Below are 19,845 nucleotides of genomic sequence, written 5' to 3'. Positions count from 1 at the left end.
CCGTGGAAAAAGGTACATTAGGCCGCTGGCCGATTAAGCCGACATTATGCGACGAGTACGGCAAACATGGGCGATCATTGCTGCCTACCGGTCGTCGCCGGGTTAATCGACGGTTAATCGCCAGTCGCCATTGTGCTTTCCACTTGCTCCGTTCTAAGGCTTTATCCATGCGTCGATTGTTTTTGCTGTGGCTGCTGCTGATTTCGGGCCTGGCCCAGGCCGCCAATCCCTTCGAGACCAAACCCGATTTCCTGCCGGTGGAAAAGGCGTTCGTGTTCACCTCCGAACGCCTGGACTCCGGCGAAACCCAGCTGTTCTGGCAGATCGCCGATGGCTATTACCTGTATCAGAAACGACTGAAGTTCGACGGGCTTGCCGAGGCGCAACAACCGCAGCTGCCTGAGGGTGAAGCCCACAGCGATGAGTTTTTCGGCGACCAACAAGTCTATCGCCAGGCGCTGGAGCTGAAGATTCCGGCTGGCGCCACCGGCAAGATCAAGGTCGGCTTCCAGGGCTGCGCCGACGCGGGCCTGTGCTATCCACCCCAGACCCAAGTGGTGGACCTGGGTGGCAGTGCAGCCGCGGCAGCCAATAGCGAAGCGCCGGACCAAGCCCTGGCCAGCGGCCTGCAACAACGGGCATTGGCCTGGAGCCTGCTGGTGTTCTTCGGCCTGGGGCTGTTGCTGGCCTTCACGCCGTGCTCCCTGCCCATGCTGCCGATCCTCGCCGGGCTGGTGGTGGGTAGCGGCGCCGGGCCTCGGCGCGGGCTGGCGTTGGCCGGCAGCTACGTGATCAGCATGGCCTTGGTGTACGCCGCCATGGGCGTGCTCGCCGCGCTGTTGGGGGCTAATCTCCAGGCACTGCTGCAACAGCCGTGGTTGCTGGGCACCTTCGCGGCGATCTTCGTGCTCCTGGCGCTGCCCATGTTCGGTTTCTTCGAATTGCAATTGCCGGCGGCCCTTCGCGACCGGCTGGAAAACGCCGGACGCCAGCGCCGCGGCGGCAGCCTGCTGGGCGCCGGTGTTCTCGGCGCGCTGTCCGGGCTGCTGGTCGGCCCGTGCATGACTGCCCCGCTGGCCGGCGCGCTGCTGTACATCGCCCAGAGCGGCAATGCGCTGCACGGCGGACTGATCCTGTTCACCATGGGCATCGGCATGGGCCTGCCGTTGTTGCTGCTGGTGACCGTAGGCAATCGCTTCCTGCCCAAGCCCGGCGCCTGGATGAACCTGCTCAAGGGCGTATTTGGCTTCCTGTTCCTGGGCACTGCGCTGCTGATGATTCGTCCGATCATTGATGGTTCGCTGTGGCTCGGCCTGTGGGGTGTGCTGTTGTTGATTGCCGCCTACAGCGCCTGGCGCCAGACCGAAGGCTTCGGCCGCATTGCCTATGTCTGCGGCAGCGCGTCATTGCTGTTCGGCCTCTGGGGCAGTCTGCTGGTGATTGGTGCAGCAGGCGGCGGCGAAGATTTTTTCCAGCCCCTGAAGGTCTACGCCGGCACCGAAAACAGCGCAACCTTCAGTGCCCACGATGCTTTCACCACGGTCAGTGAGCCGGCAGCCTTGCAACGGGAACTGGACGCGGCGAAGGCCCAGGGCCAGTGGGTGTTGCTGGACTATTACGCCGACTGGTGCGTGTCCTGCAAGATCATGGAAAAGCAGGTATTCGGCCGCGCCGAGGTATTGGACGCCCTGAAAGACGTGCGCCTGCTGCGCCTGGACGTAACCGCCGATAACGCCGCCAGCCGCGAACTGCTGGGCCGTTACCAAGTACCGGGACCACCGAGCCTGCTGTGGATCGGCGGCGACGGTGAAGAGCGCCGCAGCCAGCGGATCACCGGGGAAGTCAACGCCAAGGTGTTCCTGGAGCGCTGGAACATCACCCGGGACGCGCGCTGATGCTGACGTTTACCCTCGGGACCTTTGCCATTGCCCTTAACCATCTGTTGCTGATCAGCGCCCTCGCACTGGCGACTTTCGTCGGCTGGCGAGTGGCCAAGCGCGGTGGCGAAAATCCCGAGTCGGTGCTGTTCGTGCTGTTTTTGCTGGGGATCCTGGCCGCGCGGATCGGTTTTGTCGCGGCCTACTGGAGCCATTACCAGGATGATCCGTGGCAGATCGTCGATCTGCGCGATGGGGGGTTCCTGGCCTGGCCTGGCATCGTGGCGCTGGTGATTGGCGCGTTGCTGTGGGCCCGGCGCCGACCGGCCCTGCGCCGGTCGTTGGGTTTCGGCGTTGGCAGTGGCCTGCTGTTCTGGTTGGTGGCGACGATGTCATTGACGATCTATGAGCAAGGCACCCGGCTGCCGGACATCCCCCTGCGCACCGCCGACGGCGAGACCGTAAAGCTCACCGATTATCAGGGCGGCCCCCTGGTGATCAACCTCTGGGCCACTTGGTGCCCGCCCTGCCGAAGGGAAATGCCGGTGCTGGAAGAAGCCCAGCAACAGCGTCCGGACCTGACGTTCCTGTTCGTCAACCAGGCCGAAAGCATGCAAAGCGTCAGCACCTACCTCGCCACCCAGGGCTTGAGCCTGGACAACGTGCTGTTCGATGGCAGTGGTCGCCTCGGCCAGGCCGTCGGTTCCATGGCGCTGCCAACGACACTGTTCTACGGCGCTGACGGCCGCCTGCTGGGCAGTCACTTGGGCGAATTGTCGGAAGCGAGCCTGGCCCGCGCCCTGGAATACTTCGAAACGCCGGGTTCGACCACGGCGTCCCACCCTGCCACAAGGAAACCGCCATGCCCCGCCTCCACCGCCTGCTGACGCTGGCATTCGCCAGCGCACTGCTGCAGGCACCGCTGCTACAGGCCGAAGAATTGCCTGCGGCCATCAAGAAAATCGAAGCCAAGGGCGCGAAAATCGTCGGAACCTTCGAGGCCCCGGACGGCTTGCGCGGTTACGCGGCGCAGTACCAGAACCGTGGCATGGCGTTGTACCTGACGCCGGATGGCCAGCACGTCCTGCTGGGCAATCTGTACGACGCCGACGGCAAGGACCTGAGCGTGGAGCCGCTGCAAAAGCTGGTATACGCCCCGATGGCCAAGGAAGTCTGGGCGAAGATGGAAGCCAGCAACTGGATCGCCGACGGCAACAAGGACGCACCGCGCACCGTGTACCTGTTCAGTGATCCGAATTGCCCGTACTGCAACATGTTCTGGGAACAGGCACGCCCATGGGTCAAGGCCGGCAAGGTGCAGTTGCGCCACATCATGGTGGGTATCATCCGCGAAGACAGCCCGGGCAAATCCGCCGCGTTGCTGGCGGCCAAGGACGCGGAAAAAGCCCTGGAAACCCATGAAAAGGCCGGCAAGGGCAGCGCACTCAAGCCCCTGAAGGACATACCACCGGCCATCCAGGCAAAACTGGACGCCAACCAGCAGTTGATGGACGAACTGGAACTCTCCGCCACTCCGGCGATTTTCTATCTGGATGACAAGGGCGACCTGCAACAACAGCAAGGCGCGCCATCACCGGACAAACTGGTGAAGATTCTCGGGCCGAAGTGACAGACGACCCTGCAAACCTTGTGAAGGGTCGCTCCCGCAAGGGAGGGGTGGCGTGCACGCCCCCCCGTGGCGAGGGAGCTTGCTCCCGCTGGGCTGCGCAGCAGCCCCAACCATTTGCCTGACACACCGAGTCGCCAGGTCTCAGGGCCGCTTCGCGCCCCAGCGGGAGCAAGCTCCCTCGCCACAAGGAATCCGGCTGGATACACCACCGAATCCCCCTGTGGGAGCGAGCCTGCTCGCGAAAGCGGTGGGTCAGCTGCGCAAAAACTCAAGCAGTGCAGTGGTCACGAATTCCGGATTCTCCAGGTTGGAGATGTGCCCCGCCTCCGGGATCAGCAGACAAGGGCAACCGATCAACTCCGCCATCTCCTGGGCCTCGGACGGTGGGCGCGGTTTGTCCTGATCGCCGCACAACACCATGGTGCGCTCGGCATCCAGTTCATGCAGGCGTGGCAGGATATCGTCCCGCCCGAAAATGATCCGCCCCAACGGTACGATGCTGTCGCGCAAGCGGTCGGCTGGCAATGCCGCCAGTGCGGCGCGGAACTGCTGGTAGAGCGGTGACTGCGGATCGATGCCCGGCCGGAAGAAGATCGGCACGACGATGTCCAGCAAAGGTTCGGGAATGCTGCCGATGGCTTCGATCTTGTCGAACAGCGAGAAGTAATACAGGCGGGTCGGCTCCGGCTCGACGCCGACATAGGTGTCTATCAGCACAAGGGAACTGAGTCGTTCCGGCGCCGTCAGCGCCAGCCGCGCGCCCCACATCCCGCCCACCGAGAGCCCCACCAGGTTGAAGCAGTCGATGTCCAGGTGATCCATCAACGCCAATGCCTGGCGGGCCAGGTCGTCCAGCGAGGTCATGCCCTCGGGCAACCGACCGGATTGGCCGTGGCCCCACAGGTCCAGGGCGATCACCCGGTAATGCCGGGACAGGGTTTCGATCTGCGGTGCCCACATGGTGTGGTCCCACAAATAGCTGCTGCCCAGCAACACCACCGGGCCTTGGCCCTGGTCCAAGTAATGCAGCGTTTTTCCGTCAATAGTTGCAAAGGGCATCGATGACCTCCTGGTTTGAGTGTGGAAAAGCCCTGGGGAGCCTGAGCCGTGCAGGACGAGGCGTCAACCGGGGGCTTTGCGGTGTTACTAATGACGCCATCGCGAGCAGGCTCGCTCCCACATTGGATTTGCATCGATCACAAACCCTGTGGGAGCGAGCTTGCTCGCGATGACGCCTCTATAGACGCCGCAAAACTACAACCCTTCCAATTCCGCCATCAGATCATTCAGCCGATCCACCTTCTCCTCGGTGATTTCACTGGCGGCCAGCCCGTCGATGTACTCAGCCAACTCCTGCACCGTGCTGCACTCGAACATCGCCCGCAGCGGTACGTTGCGTTGCAGGGCCTTTTGCACCCGCGAGGCGATTTGCGTCGCCAGCAAAGAATGCCCGCCCAGTTCGAAGAAGTTGTCCCGCACCCCTACTCGCTCGACTTTCAGCACCTGGGCCCAGATGTCCGCCAGGGTCTGCTCCAGTGCATTGCCAGGGGCCTGGTAGTCCCGGCTTTGCAACTGGCCGATCTCCAGGGCCGGCAAGGCCTTGCGGTCGAGTTTGCCATTGGCGTTGAGCGGCAGGCGCTCGAGCCATAGCCAGTGCAGCGGCACCATGTATTCCGGCAACTCGCTGCGCAGGCGTTGCTTGATGCGCTCCAGGCGTTCGCTCGGTTGCAGCGTCGAATCGGCGGCAACCAGATAACCCACCAGATGCTTGCCATTGGCGCCTTCCTGCACACCCACCGCGCCATCGCGCACTTCGGGCTGTTCATGCAGCCGCGCTTCGATTTCCCCCAGTTCGATGCGGTAGCCACGGATCTTCACCTGATGGTCGATGCGTCCGACATACTCCAACACCCCATCGCTGCGGCGCCGCGCCAGGTCGCCGGTGCGGTACAGCCGCTCCCCTGGCGCGCCGAACGGACTTGGCACGAACATCGGGGCGGTGCGCAATGGATCGCTGACATAACCGCGGCCAACCCCGGTGCCCGCCACGCACAACTCGCCGACGGCGCCCAACGGCACCAAGTCCAGCGCACCATCGAGCAGGTACAAACGGTTGTTGTCGGTGGGCGTACCAATCGGCAGGTAAGTGCCGCGGGTCGAGGCCATGTCGACCCGGAAAAACGCCACGTCATCAGAGCATTCCGCCGGCCCGTAGGCATTTACCAGGCCGATGTCGGGGTAGCGCAGCAACCATTGATGGGCCAGTTCCGGCGGCATCGCTTCGCCGGTGGGCAGCATCCAGCGCAGGCCGTCCAGGCCAATGCGCTCCTGGGCGAGCATGCCCTGGATCAGCGACGGCACGCTTTCCAGCACGGTGATGCCCTGCTGCTGCACATGCTCCAGCAGCCCCTGGGGATCGTGGGCAATGGCGTTGGGCACGATGTCCACCCGCGCGCCGAACAAGGGCGCGGCGAGGAATTGCCAGACCGAAATATCGAAGCTCTGGGACGCCGTCTGCGCAATCACATCCGCCTCGCTCAGCGCCAGGTAAGGCACCTTGCTGAGCTGGTTGTTGAGCATGCCCCGCTGTTCCACCATCACGCCTTTGGGCTGCCCGGTGGAACCGGAGGTGTAGATCACGTAGGCCAGGTTGTCCGGCCCACTGTAGACGCCAGGGTTTTCCAGCGAGACATCGCTGGCCTGGACGTCTTCCCACACCAGCAGCCTCGGCCGCCCGGAACAGGCGAACGCGTCCAGCAGCGCCAGCGCCTGGGCGTGACAGGCCTGGGTGCAGACCAGCAAGGGTGTGCGGCTCAGTTCGATGATACGGCTCAGGCGCTGGCTTGGCAGGCCCGGGTCCAGCGGCAGGTAACCGGCACCGGCCTTGAAGCTGCCGATGATCATGCCCAGCAACTGCGCATCCCGTTCGGCCAGCAGCGCCACCGGTTGATCGAGCCCAACGCCTGCAGCGATCAGCGCATGGCCCAGGCGGTTGCTGCGGGCATTCAACTGGGCGTAGTTGTAGGTTGTCTCCAGGCAACTGACGGCGATGCGCTGCGGATGGGCCGCGACCCGTGCTTCGAACAGCTCGACGTAGCTCTGCTCCAGCGGATAGGCCCGCTCGCTCTGGTTGCAGCCATCGACCAGGAACTTCTGTTCCTCGGCGCCAATCAGCGGTAGCTCGGCCATGTCACCGTGGAAACCCTCCATCAGCGCCAGCAGCAAGCGTTTGAACTCGTCCAGCAGGCCCTCGACGGTGGATTCATCGAAATAGCGCTGGTCATAGGAAAGATGCAGTCCCAGGTCATCCCCCGGGTAGCAGACCGCCGTCAGCGGGAAGTTGGTGTGGGTGCGCCCCGAGTCCGAGGTGGCGTTGAGGCTTTGGGCGCGGTCCAGCACCGAGACTTCCACCGGCGCGTTCTCGAATACAAAGAGGCTGTCGAACAGCGGCTGGCCCTTGGGCAGTTCACTGACGTCCTGAATGCTCACCAACGGCAAGTACTCGTACTCGCGCAGTTGCATGTTGCTGTCCAGCAAGCCGCTGAGCCACTGGCGCACACTGCAGGGCTGACCGTCCGCGGGCATCTGCACCCGCAGCGCGACGCTGTTGATGAACAGCCCCACCGTGCGTTGCATCTGCGGCAGCTCCACCGGACGCCCGGCCACGGTGACGCCGAACAGCACGTCCCGGTCGCCGCTCACCCGTCGCAGGACCAGGGCCCATGCCGCCTGGGCGAAAGTGTTGATGGTCAGTTGATGGGCCTGGGCCAATTCGCGCAAGCGTGCACCATCACGAACGTCGAGCCGGGTGTAGCAGTCGCCAACAATCATGCCGCCGCTGTCACCGGCATGTTCGCGCAGGAACGGTCGGTCGCCGGGGATCGGCGTGGTCCGCTCGAAGCCTTGCAGGTTGTGCTTCCACCACTGCCGGGCTTCGGCCAGGCTTTGGTGTTGCAGCCAACTGATGTAGTCGCGATAGCGCGGCGGTACGGCCAGTTGCGCCTCGCGATGTTCGCCGAGGGCGGTGTATATCTCGAAGAAATCATCCATCAGCAGCGAGCGGCACCAGGCATCGATCAGGATGTGGTGGTTGCTCATCATGAACCAGTAGCGCGCCGCGCCAACGCGGATCAGCCGCAGGTGGAACGGCGCCTGGTTCAACAGATCGAAACCGGCCTCGCGCTCGTCCTTGAGCAGCGCCTGGAGCTTGGCTTCCTGGGCGTCTTCGGGCACTTCAGCCCAATCCAGATAGTCCACCGGCGTGCTACCGGGCTTGTGGATGATCTGCAGCATGTCTTCGCCGACGTTCCAGCAGAACGACGCGCGCAAGGCTTCGTGGCGGGCGATGACCGCCTGCCAGGCTTGGGCGAAACGCTGCGGGTCCAACTCGCTGTTGATGCGGTAGCGGTCCTGCATGTAGTACAGGCCGGTGCCCGGTTCCAGCAGGGTGTGCAGCAGCATGCCTTCCTGCATCGGCGTCAGCGGGTAGACGTCTTCGATCTGCCCGGCCGGCACCGGCAGGCTGTCGAGCTGGCCCTGGGTGAGTTTCGCCAGGGGGAAGTCCGACGGCGTCAGGCCGCCCGCCTCGTCCGTCAGGCAATGTTCGATCAGGCGTTGCAGCTCATCGAGGTAGGACTCGGCCAGGGTGGCGATGGCTTGCCTGTCGTGGCGTTCGCGACTGAAGGTCCAGCGCAATACCAGCTCGCCGCCGCTGACCTGGCTGTCGATGCTCAGCTCGTTGGGCAGCGGCGCATCGGGGTCATGGATGGCCCCCAGCGGTGCGTCCAGCGGCCGGAACAGCGCGTCATGGCCGAGGGTCTGGTCGAGCTGGCCGAGGTAGTTGAAGGTGATCGCCGCTTGCGGCAGGCCGGCCATCACCGCGCGACTCGCCGGGTCGGCCAGGTAGCGCAGCACGCCATAGCCGAGGCCCTTGTGGGGCACCGCGCGCAGTTGTTCCTTGACGGCCTTGATCGACGCGCTGAAGTCTTCACCCGCTGGGCTCAAGCGCACCGGATAAACGCTGGTGAACCAACCCACGGTGCGGGTCAGGTCGATGTCATCGAACAACGCCTCGCGGCCGTGGCCTTCGAGCTGGACCAGAGCCGAGGCATGGCCGCTTGAACGGCACAGCACCCGAGCCAGCGCCGTGAGCAACAGGTCGTTGACCTGAGTGCGGTAGGCACTCGGGGCCTGTTGCAGCAGTTGCCGGGTGCGCTCGGCGTCCAGGCGCACGCTGAGCGTTTCCGCGTGACGCTCCAAAAGCCCGCCGTCAGGACGCGTGCACGGCAACGTCACCTCCGGGCCGCGCAACTGCGCTTGCCAGCCATCCAGTTCTTCGCGCAGGGATTCGCTGCCGGCGTAGGCCTGCAACCGCGCGGCCCAGTCACGCAACGGACTGGTCTTGGCTGGCAGTTGGACTTCTTGTCCGGCCGTGAGCTGGCGGTAGACGGTTTGCAGATCGTCCATCAGCACCCGCCACGACACCCCGTCGACCACCAGGTGATGGATGACGATCAGCAGCCGTTGCTGGCCATCCGGCATCTGCGCCAGCACGGCACGCAGCAGAGGGCCGGTTGAAAGATCCAGACTGCGTTGGGCCTCGGCGAATACACGCTCACAGGCCTCCACGCCCTCCACGGACACCTGTTGCAACAGCGCCGCCTCGGACAACGGCCGATGCTCGGCACGCCAATGCCCCGCAGACGGGTCGAAGCCCAGGCGCAAGGCATCGTGGTGTTGGAAGACAGCGCGCAGGGCCTGCTCCAGAGGTTGCGGGTCCAGGGTGATGGCCGGTTCCAGCAACAGCGCCTGGTTCCAGTGGTGACGGTTGGGGATCGGACTGTCGAAGAACCAGTGTTGGATTGGCGTCAGCCCGGATGCACCCTGCAACAGGCCCTGTTCGGCGCTTATCTGCTGGCTGTGGGTGGCGACAGCGGCCAGGGTCTGCACGGTCTGGTGCTGGAACAGGTCGCGAGGAGTGAAATGAATGCCCTGTTGCCGGGCGCGGCTGACCACCTGGATGGACAGGATCGAATCACCGCCCAACTCGAAGAAGTTGTCGTTGAGACCGACCTGCCCCACGTTCAACACGGCGCACCAGATCGCCGCCAGGGTCTGCTCCAAAGCGTTGCTCGGCGCCACGTAGTGTTGGCGATTGAGTCCGGGATCCGGCATCGGCAAGGCACGGCGGTCAAGCTTGCCGTTGGCGGTCAGCGGCATGCTCGCCAGCAGGATCAGGTGCGCGGGCACCATGTAGTCGGGCAGCTGTGCCTTGAGGTGGTTTTTCAACGCATCGCGCAGGGCCGCCTGTAGTTCGGCGTCCTGTTCGGCGACATCGGTCACCAGGTAACCGGCCAGTTGCTTGCCGGCCGGCGTGTCGAGGGCCAGTACCACGGCCTCGCGCACGCCGTCATGCTCCAGCAGGCGGGTTTCGATTTCCCCCAGTTCGATGCGGAAGCCACGGATCTTCACCTGATGGTCGATCCTCCCCAGATACTCCACCAAACCGTCGGCACGCTGGCGCACCAGGTCACCGGTGCGATAGAGGCGCCCGCCGTCGGCGGCAAACGGGTCGGCAACAAAACGCTCGGCGGTCATGCCCGGACGCTGGTGGTAACCCTGGGCCAAGCCGGCGCCGCCGACATACAATTCGCCCGTGGCGCCTTGGGGCACCAGGGCCAGGTCGGCGTCGAGAATGTAGGCCACCCGCGCACCGATCACACTGCCAATCGGCACACTCGCCGCACCCTCCTCCAGGTGCTCCGGGGCCAGGCTCGCCAGCGGCATGACCACGGTTTCGGTCGGACCATAAGCGTTAAAGAACAGACTCGGGCTGAACGCCGCGCGAATCCGTTGCAGGTGCTCGCCAGTCAGGGCTTCGCCGCCGGTGATGCACATGCGCACCGGCAGGGTCTGCCCCTGGGTCGCCAGCCATTGCGCCAACTGGCTGCCGTAGCTCGGGGTGAAGCCAAGGATGTTGATGCCATGTTGGCGAATCAACCCGCAGATTTCCTCGGCGTCCCACTGGCCCTGGGCCCGCAGCACCACGTGGGCGCCACTGAGCAGCGGCACCAGCAGACGCTCGGTGGCGGCGTCGAAGTTGATGGAATAGAAATGCAACTCGCAATCGTCCGGGCGCATGCCAAAACGCTTGATCACCGCCTGGCAGTGCATGGCGATTTCACCGTGGGACACCACCACGCCCTTGGGCTTGCCGGTGGAGCCGGAGGTGTAGATCAGGTAGGCCTGGTGTTGCGGCAGATTGATCAGCGGCGGCGCATGTTCGGGGTATTGCACCAGCGCCCCCGAATCGTCTTCCAGGCACCAGTGACCCACGCCGTCCGGTAATGAGCCCAGGGATTGGAACATCGCCCGGTCACTGAGCAGCACCCCTACACCACTGTCTTCGATCATGTAATGCAAGCGGTCCAGCGGGTATTCCGGGTCCAGCGGCACGTAGGCGCCGCCGGCCTTGAGGATCGCCAGCAGGCCGATGACCATTTCCAGCGAACGTTCCAGGGCCAGGCCCACCCGCGCCTGCGGCCCGACACCGCGCTCGCGCAGCATCCAGGCCAGGCGATTGGCGCGGCGGTCGACTTCGCCGTAGGTCAGGGTCTGCCCGGCGAAGGTCAGGGCTGGTGCATCGGGACGGGCCAGGACCTGCTCGTCGAACAGTTCATGGAGGCATTGGTCGAGGCGATGCTCACCGGGCTCGACACCCAGGCTGTCGAGCATCTGTTGCTGCTCGCCGGCTTCCAGCAGAGGCAGCTCGCTCAACCGTCGAGCAGGATCGGCCAACAGCGCTTCCAGCAGATTGCGCCAGTGCCCGGCCATGCGAGCGATGCGCGGTTCGTCGAACAGGTCGGTGCTGTAGGTCAGGCAGCAACCCAGGCGGTGGTCGAGGTCGGTGACCTCCAGGTTCAGGTCGAACTTGGTGGCCCGGGCGTCGTTGACCAGGTATTCGACGGTCATGCCGGCCAGCGTACGGCTCTGCTGGAACTCCCAACGCTGCACGTTGCACATCACCTGGAACAGCGGGTTGTAGGCCGCACTGCGCGGTGGCTGCAAGGCTTCCACCAGATGATCGAACGGCAAATCCTGATGGGACTGGCCTTCGATGACGGTGTGGCGCACCTGCTCGAACAGTTCGCCCACCGACATGTGCCCGTCGAGCTGGCAACGCAGCACCTGGGTGTTGAGAAACGCGCCGATCAGCCCTTCGCTTTCCGGGCGGATGCGGTTGGCCACCGGCGCGCCGATGCGCAGGTCGGTCTGGCCGCTGTAGCGATAGAGCAGCACGGCCAGGGCGGCGGTCATGGTCATGAACAGGGTCAAGCCATGTTCCGCGTTGAAGTGGCGGACTCGCGCGGCCAAATCATCGCTGAGGTCGAAACGGAACAGTTCGCCGCGATGGCTTTGCACCGGCGGACGCGGACGGTCCCCCGGCAACTCCAGCAGGGGATGCTCACGGCCCAGTTGCGCGGTCCAGTAATCCAATTGCCGTTGACGCTCACCGGATTCCAGCCACTGACGTTGCCAGACGCTGTAGTCCAGGTATTGCACCGGCAAGGGTTCCAGGGGCGATTCGCGGTCGTCGATAAAGGCTTCGTACAGGGCGCTCAGTTCTCGGGCGAAGATATCCATCGCCCAGCCTTCGGTGACGATGTGATGCAGGGTCAGCACCAGGTAATGCTCGTGCTCGGCGGTCTTGACCAGGCAGGCCCGCAGCAGCGGCCCGGTTTCCAGGTCGAAGGGCTTGTGCGCCTCGCTGTCGGCCAATTGTTGCACCCGCTGCTCGCGAACATCGGTGGCCAGCCTGGAGAAGTCTTTCCAGTCCATGCGCAGGCCCGTTTCGGTGTGCACCTGTTGCCGGGCCACACCGTCGACGCTGGGGAAGGTGGTGCGCAGAGTTTCGTGGCGCAGGATCAGCGCCTGCAAGGCTGCCTCGAAGCGCCCGACATCCAGCACCCCGCGCAGGCGCGCCATGCCGCCGACGTTGTAGGCCGGGCTGTCCGGTTCCATCTGCCAGAGGAACCACATGCGCTGCTGGGAATACGACAGCGGCACCGGTTGGCTGCGATCGACCGTGGCGATCGGTGGCTGCTGGTTGGTCTGGCCGCTGGCCTGGATCAAGCGCACTTGCTCACAGAACGCGCCCAGTTCACTGGCCTCGAACAGCGTGCGCAACGGCAGTTCGACGTCACACGCCTGGCGGCTGCGGGAAATGATCTGGGTCGCCAGCAGCGAGTGGCCGCCCAAGGCAAAGAAATCGTCCCGCAGGCCAATGCGCGCGAGGCCCAGCACTTCACGCCAGATGCCGGCGATCTGCTGTTCAAGGGCACTGACCGGCTCGACGTGCTCGCGCACCTGCCATTGCGGCTCAGGCAAGGCACGGCGGTCGAGTTTGCCACTCGGGCTCAGGGGCATGGCGGCCAGGCGCAGCAATTGGGCGGGCACCATGTAGTCGGGTAGTTCGGCGGCCAGGGCGGCGTTGAGTCGGCTGTTCAGCGTGTCTCTGTCTTCAACCACATCAGGGGCGGTGTAATAGCCGATCAGCTGTGGGCCGCCCGCGGTATCGCGCACCAGCACCGCCACTTGGGCGACACCGTCCTGGGCCAGCAGGCGCGCTTCGATTTCCTGCGGCTCGACCCGAAAGCCACGCAGCTTGACCTGCTGATCGAGACGGCCGAGGTATTCGATCACACCGTCGGCGGTCCAGCGCGCCCGGTCGCCGGTGCGGTACAGCCGCGCCCCAGCCGACCCCAGCGGATCGGCGATGAAACGCTCGGCGCTCAGGCCCGGACGGCCGAGGTAACCCCGGGCCAGGCCCAGGCCACCGATGCACAACTCACCCGACACCCCGGCCGGTACCGGGTTGAGCTCGCTGTCGAGCACGCGGCACAGCACATTGCCCAAGGGACGGCCGATGGGCGAGCGCTCGCCATCGGCCTCGGTGCAATGCCAATGGGTGACGTTGATCGCGGTTTCGGTCGGGCCATAGCGGTTGTGCAATTGCGCCGACGGCAGTTGCGCCAGCACGCGGTTGCGCAGCTCGGCCGGCAACGCTTCGCCGCCGGAAAACACCCGGCGCAGGCTGGTGCATTGGGCGCTCAAGGGTTCGTCGATGAACAGGCTCAGCAGCGGCGGTACGAAGTGCAACGTGGTCACGCCAAACTGCTGCACCAACTGGGCGATGCGGTGCGGGTCACGGTGTTCGCCGGGGCCGGCGAGGAGCAATTGGCTGCCGGTGATCAGCGGCCAGAAGCATTCCCACACCGACACATCAAAACTGATGGGGGCCTTTTGCATCAGCACATCGGTTTCATCCAGCCCATAGGTGGCCTGCATCCATTGCAAGCGTTCGGCCAGGGCGGCGTGGGTGTTGCCGACGCCCTTGGGCTGACCGGTCGAACCGGAGGTGTAAATCACGTAGGCCAGGTGCTCGCCGTGCAGGTGCAAGCCCGGCGGATTGCTCGGCCATTGCTCCAGATGCAGGGCGTCCATGGCGATGACGCTGACACCTTCGCAGGCCGGCAAGCGTTCGAGCAACCCGGTTTGGGTCAGCAACAGATCGACGCCGCTGTCCTGGAGCATGTAGGCCAGGCGTTCAGCCGGGTAATCGGCATCCAGCGGCACATAGGCGCCGCCGGCCTTGATGATCGCCAGCACGCCGATGAGCAACTGCGGCGAACGCTCGGCGGCAATCGCCACGCACACGTCCGGACCGACGCCTTTGTCCCGCAGGTAATGGGCCAGGCGATTGGCCTGGGTGTGCAGTTCGGCATAGTCCATGCGCCCGCCGTCCCACAGCAGCGCAGTACGTTGCGGCGTGCACCGGGCCTGTTCGTTCAACAGTTCCGGCAACCATTGGCTGGCCGGCGTACACGGGGCCGCACTCCATTGCTGCTGTTGGCTGTGTTCACTGATGTTCAACAGCGGCACATCGCCGATGGCCAGTTGCGGATCGGCGCAGACGGCTCGCAGCAGGTTGCAGTAATGCTCCGCCAATCGCGCAATGGTCGCCGTCTCGAACAACTCGTCGGCGTAGTCGAACGACAGCGTCAGCCGACCGTTGCGATCCTCTTCGCTGTGCAGTTGCAGGTCGAACTTGGCTTCGCGGCTGTGCCACGGCAACTCATCGGCCAACAGCCCCGGCAGACGCCGCAAGGCGCTCAGGTCACGCTGCTGGTGGTTGAACATCACCTGGAACAGGCCGTGCTCCCGAGCCTGGGGAAACGCTTCGAGCAACTGTTCGAACGGCACGTCCTGGTGGGCCTGGGCCCCGAGCGTGGCTTCCCGGGCCTGGGCCAGCAGCGCGGCAAACGCTTGACGTGAATCGACCTGCCCGCGCAGCACTTGGGTGTTGATGAAGAAGCCGATCAGGCCTTGGGTTTCCAGGCGCGGACGGTTGGCGTTGGGGACGCCGATGCGGATGTCGGATTGGCCGGTGTAGCGCTGCAACAGTGCCTGGAACGCTGCCAGCAACAGCATGAACGGCGTCGCGTCATGGGCCTGGGCCGCTCGACGCAGGGCCTCGCCAAGGCCTTTGTCCAGGCGCAGGCTATGACGCGCGGCACTGCGCTGGCGTTGCGCACTGCGCGGATGATCCGTGGTGAGGGCCAAGGTCGGATGCTCGTCGCCCAATCGCTGTTTCCAGTAGATCAGTTGGCGCTCGGCCTCCCCTTGGGCCAGCCACTGACGTTGCCAACTGCCGTAGTCGGCGTACTGCAAGGGCAATGGTGCCAGTTCGGCAACCTGCCCTTGGCTGGCGGCGGCGTACAACCGCGAGAATTCTTCGATCAACACATTCATCGACCAGCCGTCGGCAATGATGTGGTGCATCGTCACCAGCAATTGTTGGTCGTCCTCATTGAGTCGCAGCAAGGTGACCCGCAACAGCGGGCCTTTTTCCAGGTCGAACGGCGTGGCCGCCTCCTCGTCTCGAATCTGCCGGGCCCGGGCTTCGCGCTGGTCGGCAGGCAAGTCGCTGAGGTCGAGCACTTGCAGATTGAACTCACCGGCCGGATCGACCTGCTGCAGGGCCACCCCATCCCGCTCCAGAAACCGCGTGCGCAGGGATTCGTGGCGTTCGATCAGTTGTTGGAAGCTGATGCGCAAGGCGTCTTCGTCCAGTTCGCCGCGCAGGTGCAAGGCACCGGGAATGTTGTAGGCATGGCTCGCCGGATCCAACTGCCAGGTGATCCACAACCGGTTCTGGGACAAAGATTGCGGCAGCGCTTCGTGGCGTGGCAAGGCTTGGATCGCCCTCGGGCCGTCGCCCTGTGGCTGACTTGCCACCGCTGCGGTGAACGCGGCCAGAGTCGGGGCTTCGAACAGCAGGCGCAGGTTGAGTTCAAGGCCTAGTTGGTCCCGCAGTCGCGCGATCACTTGGGTGGCTCCGATGGAGTTGCCGCCCAGCAGGAAGAAGTGATCGTCGGCCTGGACCTGTTCGACCTGCAAGTGTTCGCACCAGACCTGGCCGATCAAGGCTTGCAGCGCCGATGCCGGGCTCGTCCCACGGGCATCTTCAGGCTCGGCCGACGGGAACAGCGCATAACTGTCGAGGCTGCCGTCCGCCAACCGGGAACGGCACGCGGAACGCTGCAACTTGCCGCTGGAAGTCTTGGGCAACGCACCGGGATTGAGCAGCACCACCACGCTCGGGGCTTGCTGGCAGGCTTCGGCCACGGCCTGTCGAATGGCTTTGATCAAGGCCTCGGGTGGCAGGATTTTCTGCACGCTGCGGCTGATTTCTGCGGCGATGCCAATGCCTTCCTCGCCACCCTCATCGACCGCGAATGCCGCTACCCGGCCTTTGCGTACCACCTCCACTTCGCGCTCGATGGTTTGCTCGATGTCCTGGGGATAAAGGTTGTGACCGCGCACGATCAACAAATCCTTCAGGCGCCCCGTGATGAACAGCTCACCGTCGCGCAGGAAACCCAGGTCGCCCGTGCGCAGCCAGATGCGGCCATCGTGCTGGACAAAGGTCTTGGCCGTGGCTTCGGGGTTGCGCCAGTAACCGTGGGCGATGCTTGGCCCGGTGGCCCAGACTTCACCGACCCGATTGTCCGCCTGCGCCTGCAATGTATTGGGCTCGACGATCAGCACCGCGTGCCCGGGCTGGCTGATCCCGCAGCTCATCACCGCACTGCCCTGCCCCGGCTCGGCGCGGTTATGCGCCAGTGCCGCGTCATCCATCCGCAGCGAAGGAATGCCGTGACGGCGCGGCGTGCCGGCCACGAACAACGTCGCTTCGGCCAGGCCATAGGAAGCCATGAAGTTGGCCGGCGTGAAGCCGCACGGAGCGAATTTCTCGGCAAAGCGTTCCAGGGTGTCGAGGCGGATCGGCTCGGAGCCTGAGTAGGCCACGCGCCAGCCGCTCAGGTCGAGACGCGCGAGGGCTGAATCGCTGACCCGCTCGCTGCACAACCGATAGGCAAAGTCCGGGCCGCCGCTGATGGTGCCGCCGTACTCGCTGATCGCTTCGAGCCAACGCAGAGGCCGGGCGAGGAAGTACGCGGGCGACATCAGCACGCACGGTACGCCGCTGAACACTGGCTGCAACAAGCCGCCAATCAACCCCATGTCGTGGTACAGCGGCAGCCAACTGACGATGACATCGTCGGGGTTCAGGTCGATGCCGAAGCCGTGACGAATCAATAATTCGTTGGCCACCAGGTTGCCGTGGCTGACCTGCACGCCCTTGGGCAACGCGGTGGAGCCGGAGGTGTATTGCAGGAAGGCGATGTCATCGTCCCCCAGCGTCGGCGCCAGCCATTGCCCGGCGCGGGCCGGGTCGAGCGTATCGACGCACAACACCGGCGGGGCCGATTCGATGGCTTGCAAGGGCGCGCGCAGGTCGCTGCTGGTCAGCAGCAGGCGTGGTTCTGCGTCGGCGATGATCGACAGCAGGCGTTCCTGATGATGGCGACGGGCGGACTCCGGTGGATAGGCCGGCACCGCGATCACCCCGGCGTAGAGGCAGCCAAAAAACGCCGCGACGTAATCCGGGCCGCTGGGGAACAGCAACACCGCGCGCTCGCCAAATGCCGCTTCGGCCTGCAAGGCGGCGGCGATGGTCCGGGCCCGCAAGTCCAGGTCACGATAACTCAACACCACGCCCTGCTCCGGGGTGTCAGCAAGGAAGCGCAAGGCCACCCGGTCCGGCGTCAACGCGGCGCGGCGCTGGAGGGCGTGAGCCAGGGTGCTGGGGAGTTCAAACGCGTCGGTCATGGGGTTTCCTGCCTGAAATTCGACTTGCAAGTGGTCACCCATGGGAACGGATAACGCCGACAAATAATTAGTCAGCGACCGCCTGCGCCAGCCCCTTGAACGGCAACGCGCCGCGGCAATGGGTCGCATGCCTCACGCTGGACTTGTGCACATCAATAATTCTTCTTCTCAATTGACAATCATTATCATTCAGCCTAATTTGTCGCTCGATGCGTAGGACGAGCCCGGCAGTTCGGTCGTCCTCCCAACTCTTTGCAGCAAGGTGAATTCCATGACGGAACAAGTATCCACAAGCAGGTGCGACTCACCGCTACTTCAGGCATTCGTCGATAACCGAATGATTCTGGTCAAAATCGCGGCGCGCATCACCGGTTGCCGGTCCCGAGCAGAAGATGTGGTGCAGGACGCTTTTTTCCGGCTGCAATCGGCGCCGCAGATCACCTCTTCGTTCAAGGCCCAGCTCAGCTATCTGTTCCAGATCGTGCGCAACCTGGCGATCGACCACTACCGCAAGCAGGCGCTGGAACAAAAGTACTCGGGCCCGGAAGAGGAAGGGTTGAACGTGGTGATCCAGGGTGCTTCGCCAGAAACCTCCCACATCAACTTTTCCACGCTGGAGCACATCGCCGACGCGCTGACCGAATTACCCAGCCGTACCCGCTACGCCTTCGAGATGTACCGCCTGCACGGCGTGCCACAGAAGGACATCGCCAAGGAGCTGGGGGTCTCGCCGACGCTGGTGAACTTCATGATCCGCGACGCCCTGGTGCATTGCCGCAAGGTGTCGGGGGTTCGTGGGGATACGTTCGCCCGGCGGTAACTTGCGGTGGTTTTGCCGGCCTCATCGCGAGCAAGCTCGCTCCCACAGTTTTGTGGCCACTGAGGATCACTGTGGGAGCGAGCTTGCTCACCACAGTTTTGTGGCCACTGAAGATCCACTGTGGGAGCAAGCTTGCTCCCCACAGTTTTGTGGCCACTGAAGATCCACTGTGGGAGCGAGCTTGCTCGCGATGAGGCCATAAGGCCTTACATCAACGCACACCGATCAAAAAACCGCTCACGCCCCAGGATCATCAGCGCCGCACGCTTGTGAGGGAAATCGAATTCCTTTTCACAATGGAAGCACTGATTGTGCAGATGACCGATCATCCGGGCGTTGTCAGCGCGGGGTTCGGCCACCACACGCTGGGTCCGTGGGTCGTCGAGAAACAGGTAATGCACCAGCGCCGACAGCCAGCTCGCCACCTTGTGCGGACCTCGGTGTTGCTCTTCGCCCACCAGCATGTGGATGCCGCGATCGTAGTTCCCGGCGTCATAGAATGGCGCGATTCGATCTTCCTTGGCCCAATAGGCTTCGAAATAGGCGAACGGCTGGTCATCGAAGCAACCGATCAAGGTCAAGACCCGGGGATCGCCCTGCAGTTTGTCCAAATACTCGCGATGCTGTTCCAGGCTACCCTCCTCCTGCCAGAAACTCGCCACCCGCGGACTGTTCTGCCAGCGGTTGAAGCGGGTCAGGTCCTGCTCGATTTCCAAGGTGCGCAAGGACACCCAGGCACCCAGCCGTGCATCGAAGCGTCGATACACTTCCCCTCGCGGCTTCACCGGCCGACGCGGATGGCGCTGGCCATCGGTGATGATCATCTGCTGCGGATAACTGCCGCTGAACGATTCCCCCAACCATGGCTGCGGCAGCTGCCAGAACGTCGTGCGCTCGCAGACGTATTCGCCGGGCCGCTCAGTGACCGTCAACAGGCCGCTGAGCAAGGCTTCGCCGGGGCGTTCGTTGAGGTGCCAGGTCAGGCGCTGGCAGGCGCAATCGCGGGCAAACAGCCAATAACAGGCGGCCCATAGCGCCGGACCGACGGGACGGTCGTTGATTTCCTGCAAGTGCACGTGCAGTTCGGGACTGCGCTCCAGGCGCAGCCGGATCAGCGGCGCGCCTTCAAGCATCAGGCTCAGGTGACGTTCGGTTTCATCGGCGCCGAGGCGACGGCCGCCGGGCAAGGGCAGCGTCATCGGCTGGTCGAGATTGGACATGGAAGGAGCTCGCGTATTCGTCGGTAGTCAACGTGTGACGTGAGCCAGGAACGGAAATTTAGT

General features: G+C 64.2%; 7 protein-coding genes. 4 read left to right on the top strand and 3 right to left on the bottom strand.

The annotated features are described in order from the left end of the window. Positions 1 to 167: 167 nt before the first annotated feature. From dsbD to dsbG, 3 genes are read left to right on the top strand one after another with little or no spacing between them, the layout of a single operon-like run. Positions 168 to 1,895: a protein-disulfide reductase DsbD gene (gene dsbD, locus QNH97_RS08620; protein ID WP_283556446.1), complete on the top strand. Its 1,728-nt coding sequence runs from the start codon at positions 168 to 170 to the stop codon at positions 1,893 to 1,895. Next, positions 1,895 to 2,764, top strand: coding sequence for a TlpA disulfide reductase family protein (locus tag QNH97_RS08615; RefSeq protein WP_283556445.1), 870 nt, complete (start codon positions 1,895 to 1,897; stop codon positions 2,762 to 2,764). The genes dsbD and QNH97_RS08615 overlap by 1 nt, the downstream gene beginning before the upstream one ends. Continuing rightward, positions 2,740 to 3,507 (top strand): thiol:disulfide interchange protein DsbG, encoded by a 768-nt coding sequence (gene dsbG, locus QNH97_RS08610; protein ID WP_283556444.1) that lies wholly within the window; start codon positions 2,740 to 2,742, stop codon positions 3,505 to 3,507. Before QNH97_RS08615 ends, dsbG begins: the two co-directional genes overlap by 25 nt. Before the next feature lie 252 nt (positions 3,508 to 3,759). Here the strand turns inward: dsbG and QNH97_RS08605 are convergent, their stop codons facing one another. Then, on the bottom strand, positions 3,760 to 4,566 hold the full coding sequence (locus QNH97_RS08605) for an alpha/beta fold hydrolase (protein ID WP_283556443.1): 807 nt from the start codon (positions 4,564 to 4,566) through the stop codon (positions 3,760 to 3,762). A gap of 195 nt (positions 4,567 to 4,761) precedes the next feature. Beyond that, positions 4,762 to 17,742 (bottom strand): non-ribosomal peptide synthetase, encoded by a 12,981-nt coding sequence (locus QNH97_RS08600; protein ID WP_283556442.1) that lies wholly within the window; start codon positions 17,740 to 17,742, stop codon positions 4,762 to 4,764. Positions 17,743 to 18,013: 271 nt separating this feature from the next. Between QNH97_RS08600 and QNH97_RS08595 the strand changes: the two genes are divergently transcribed. Further along, positions 18,014 to 18,562 carry an RNA polymerase factor sigma-70 gene (locus tag QNH97_RS08595; protein WP_025212663.1) on the top strand — a complete coding sequence of 183 codons (549 nt, stop codon included), beginning with the start codon at positions 18,014 to 18,016 and terminating at the stop codon, positions 18,560 to 18,562. 206 nt (positions 18,563 to 18,768) lie between these two features. Here the strand turns inward: QNH97_RS08595 and QNH97_RS08590 are convergent, their stop codons facing one another. Next, positions 18,769 to 19,782: a GNAT family N-acetyltransferase gene (locus QNH97_RS08590; protein WP_283556441.1), complete on the bottom strand. Its 1,014-nt coding sequence runs from the start codon at positions 19,780 to 19,782 to the stop codon at positions 18,769 to 18,771. Between the last annotated feature and the right edge of the window lie 63 nt (positions 19,783 to 19,845).

It is taken from the genome of Pseudomonas sp. G2-4, from assembly GCF_030064125.1.
Classification (GTDB): Bacteria; Pseudomonadota; Gammaproteobacteria; order Pseudomonadales; family Pseudomonadaceae; genus Aquipseudomonas.
Note: the sequence above shows the minus strand (reverse complement) of the source record. Positions and strands in the feature narration are given on the sequence as shown.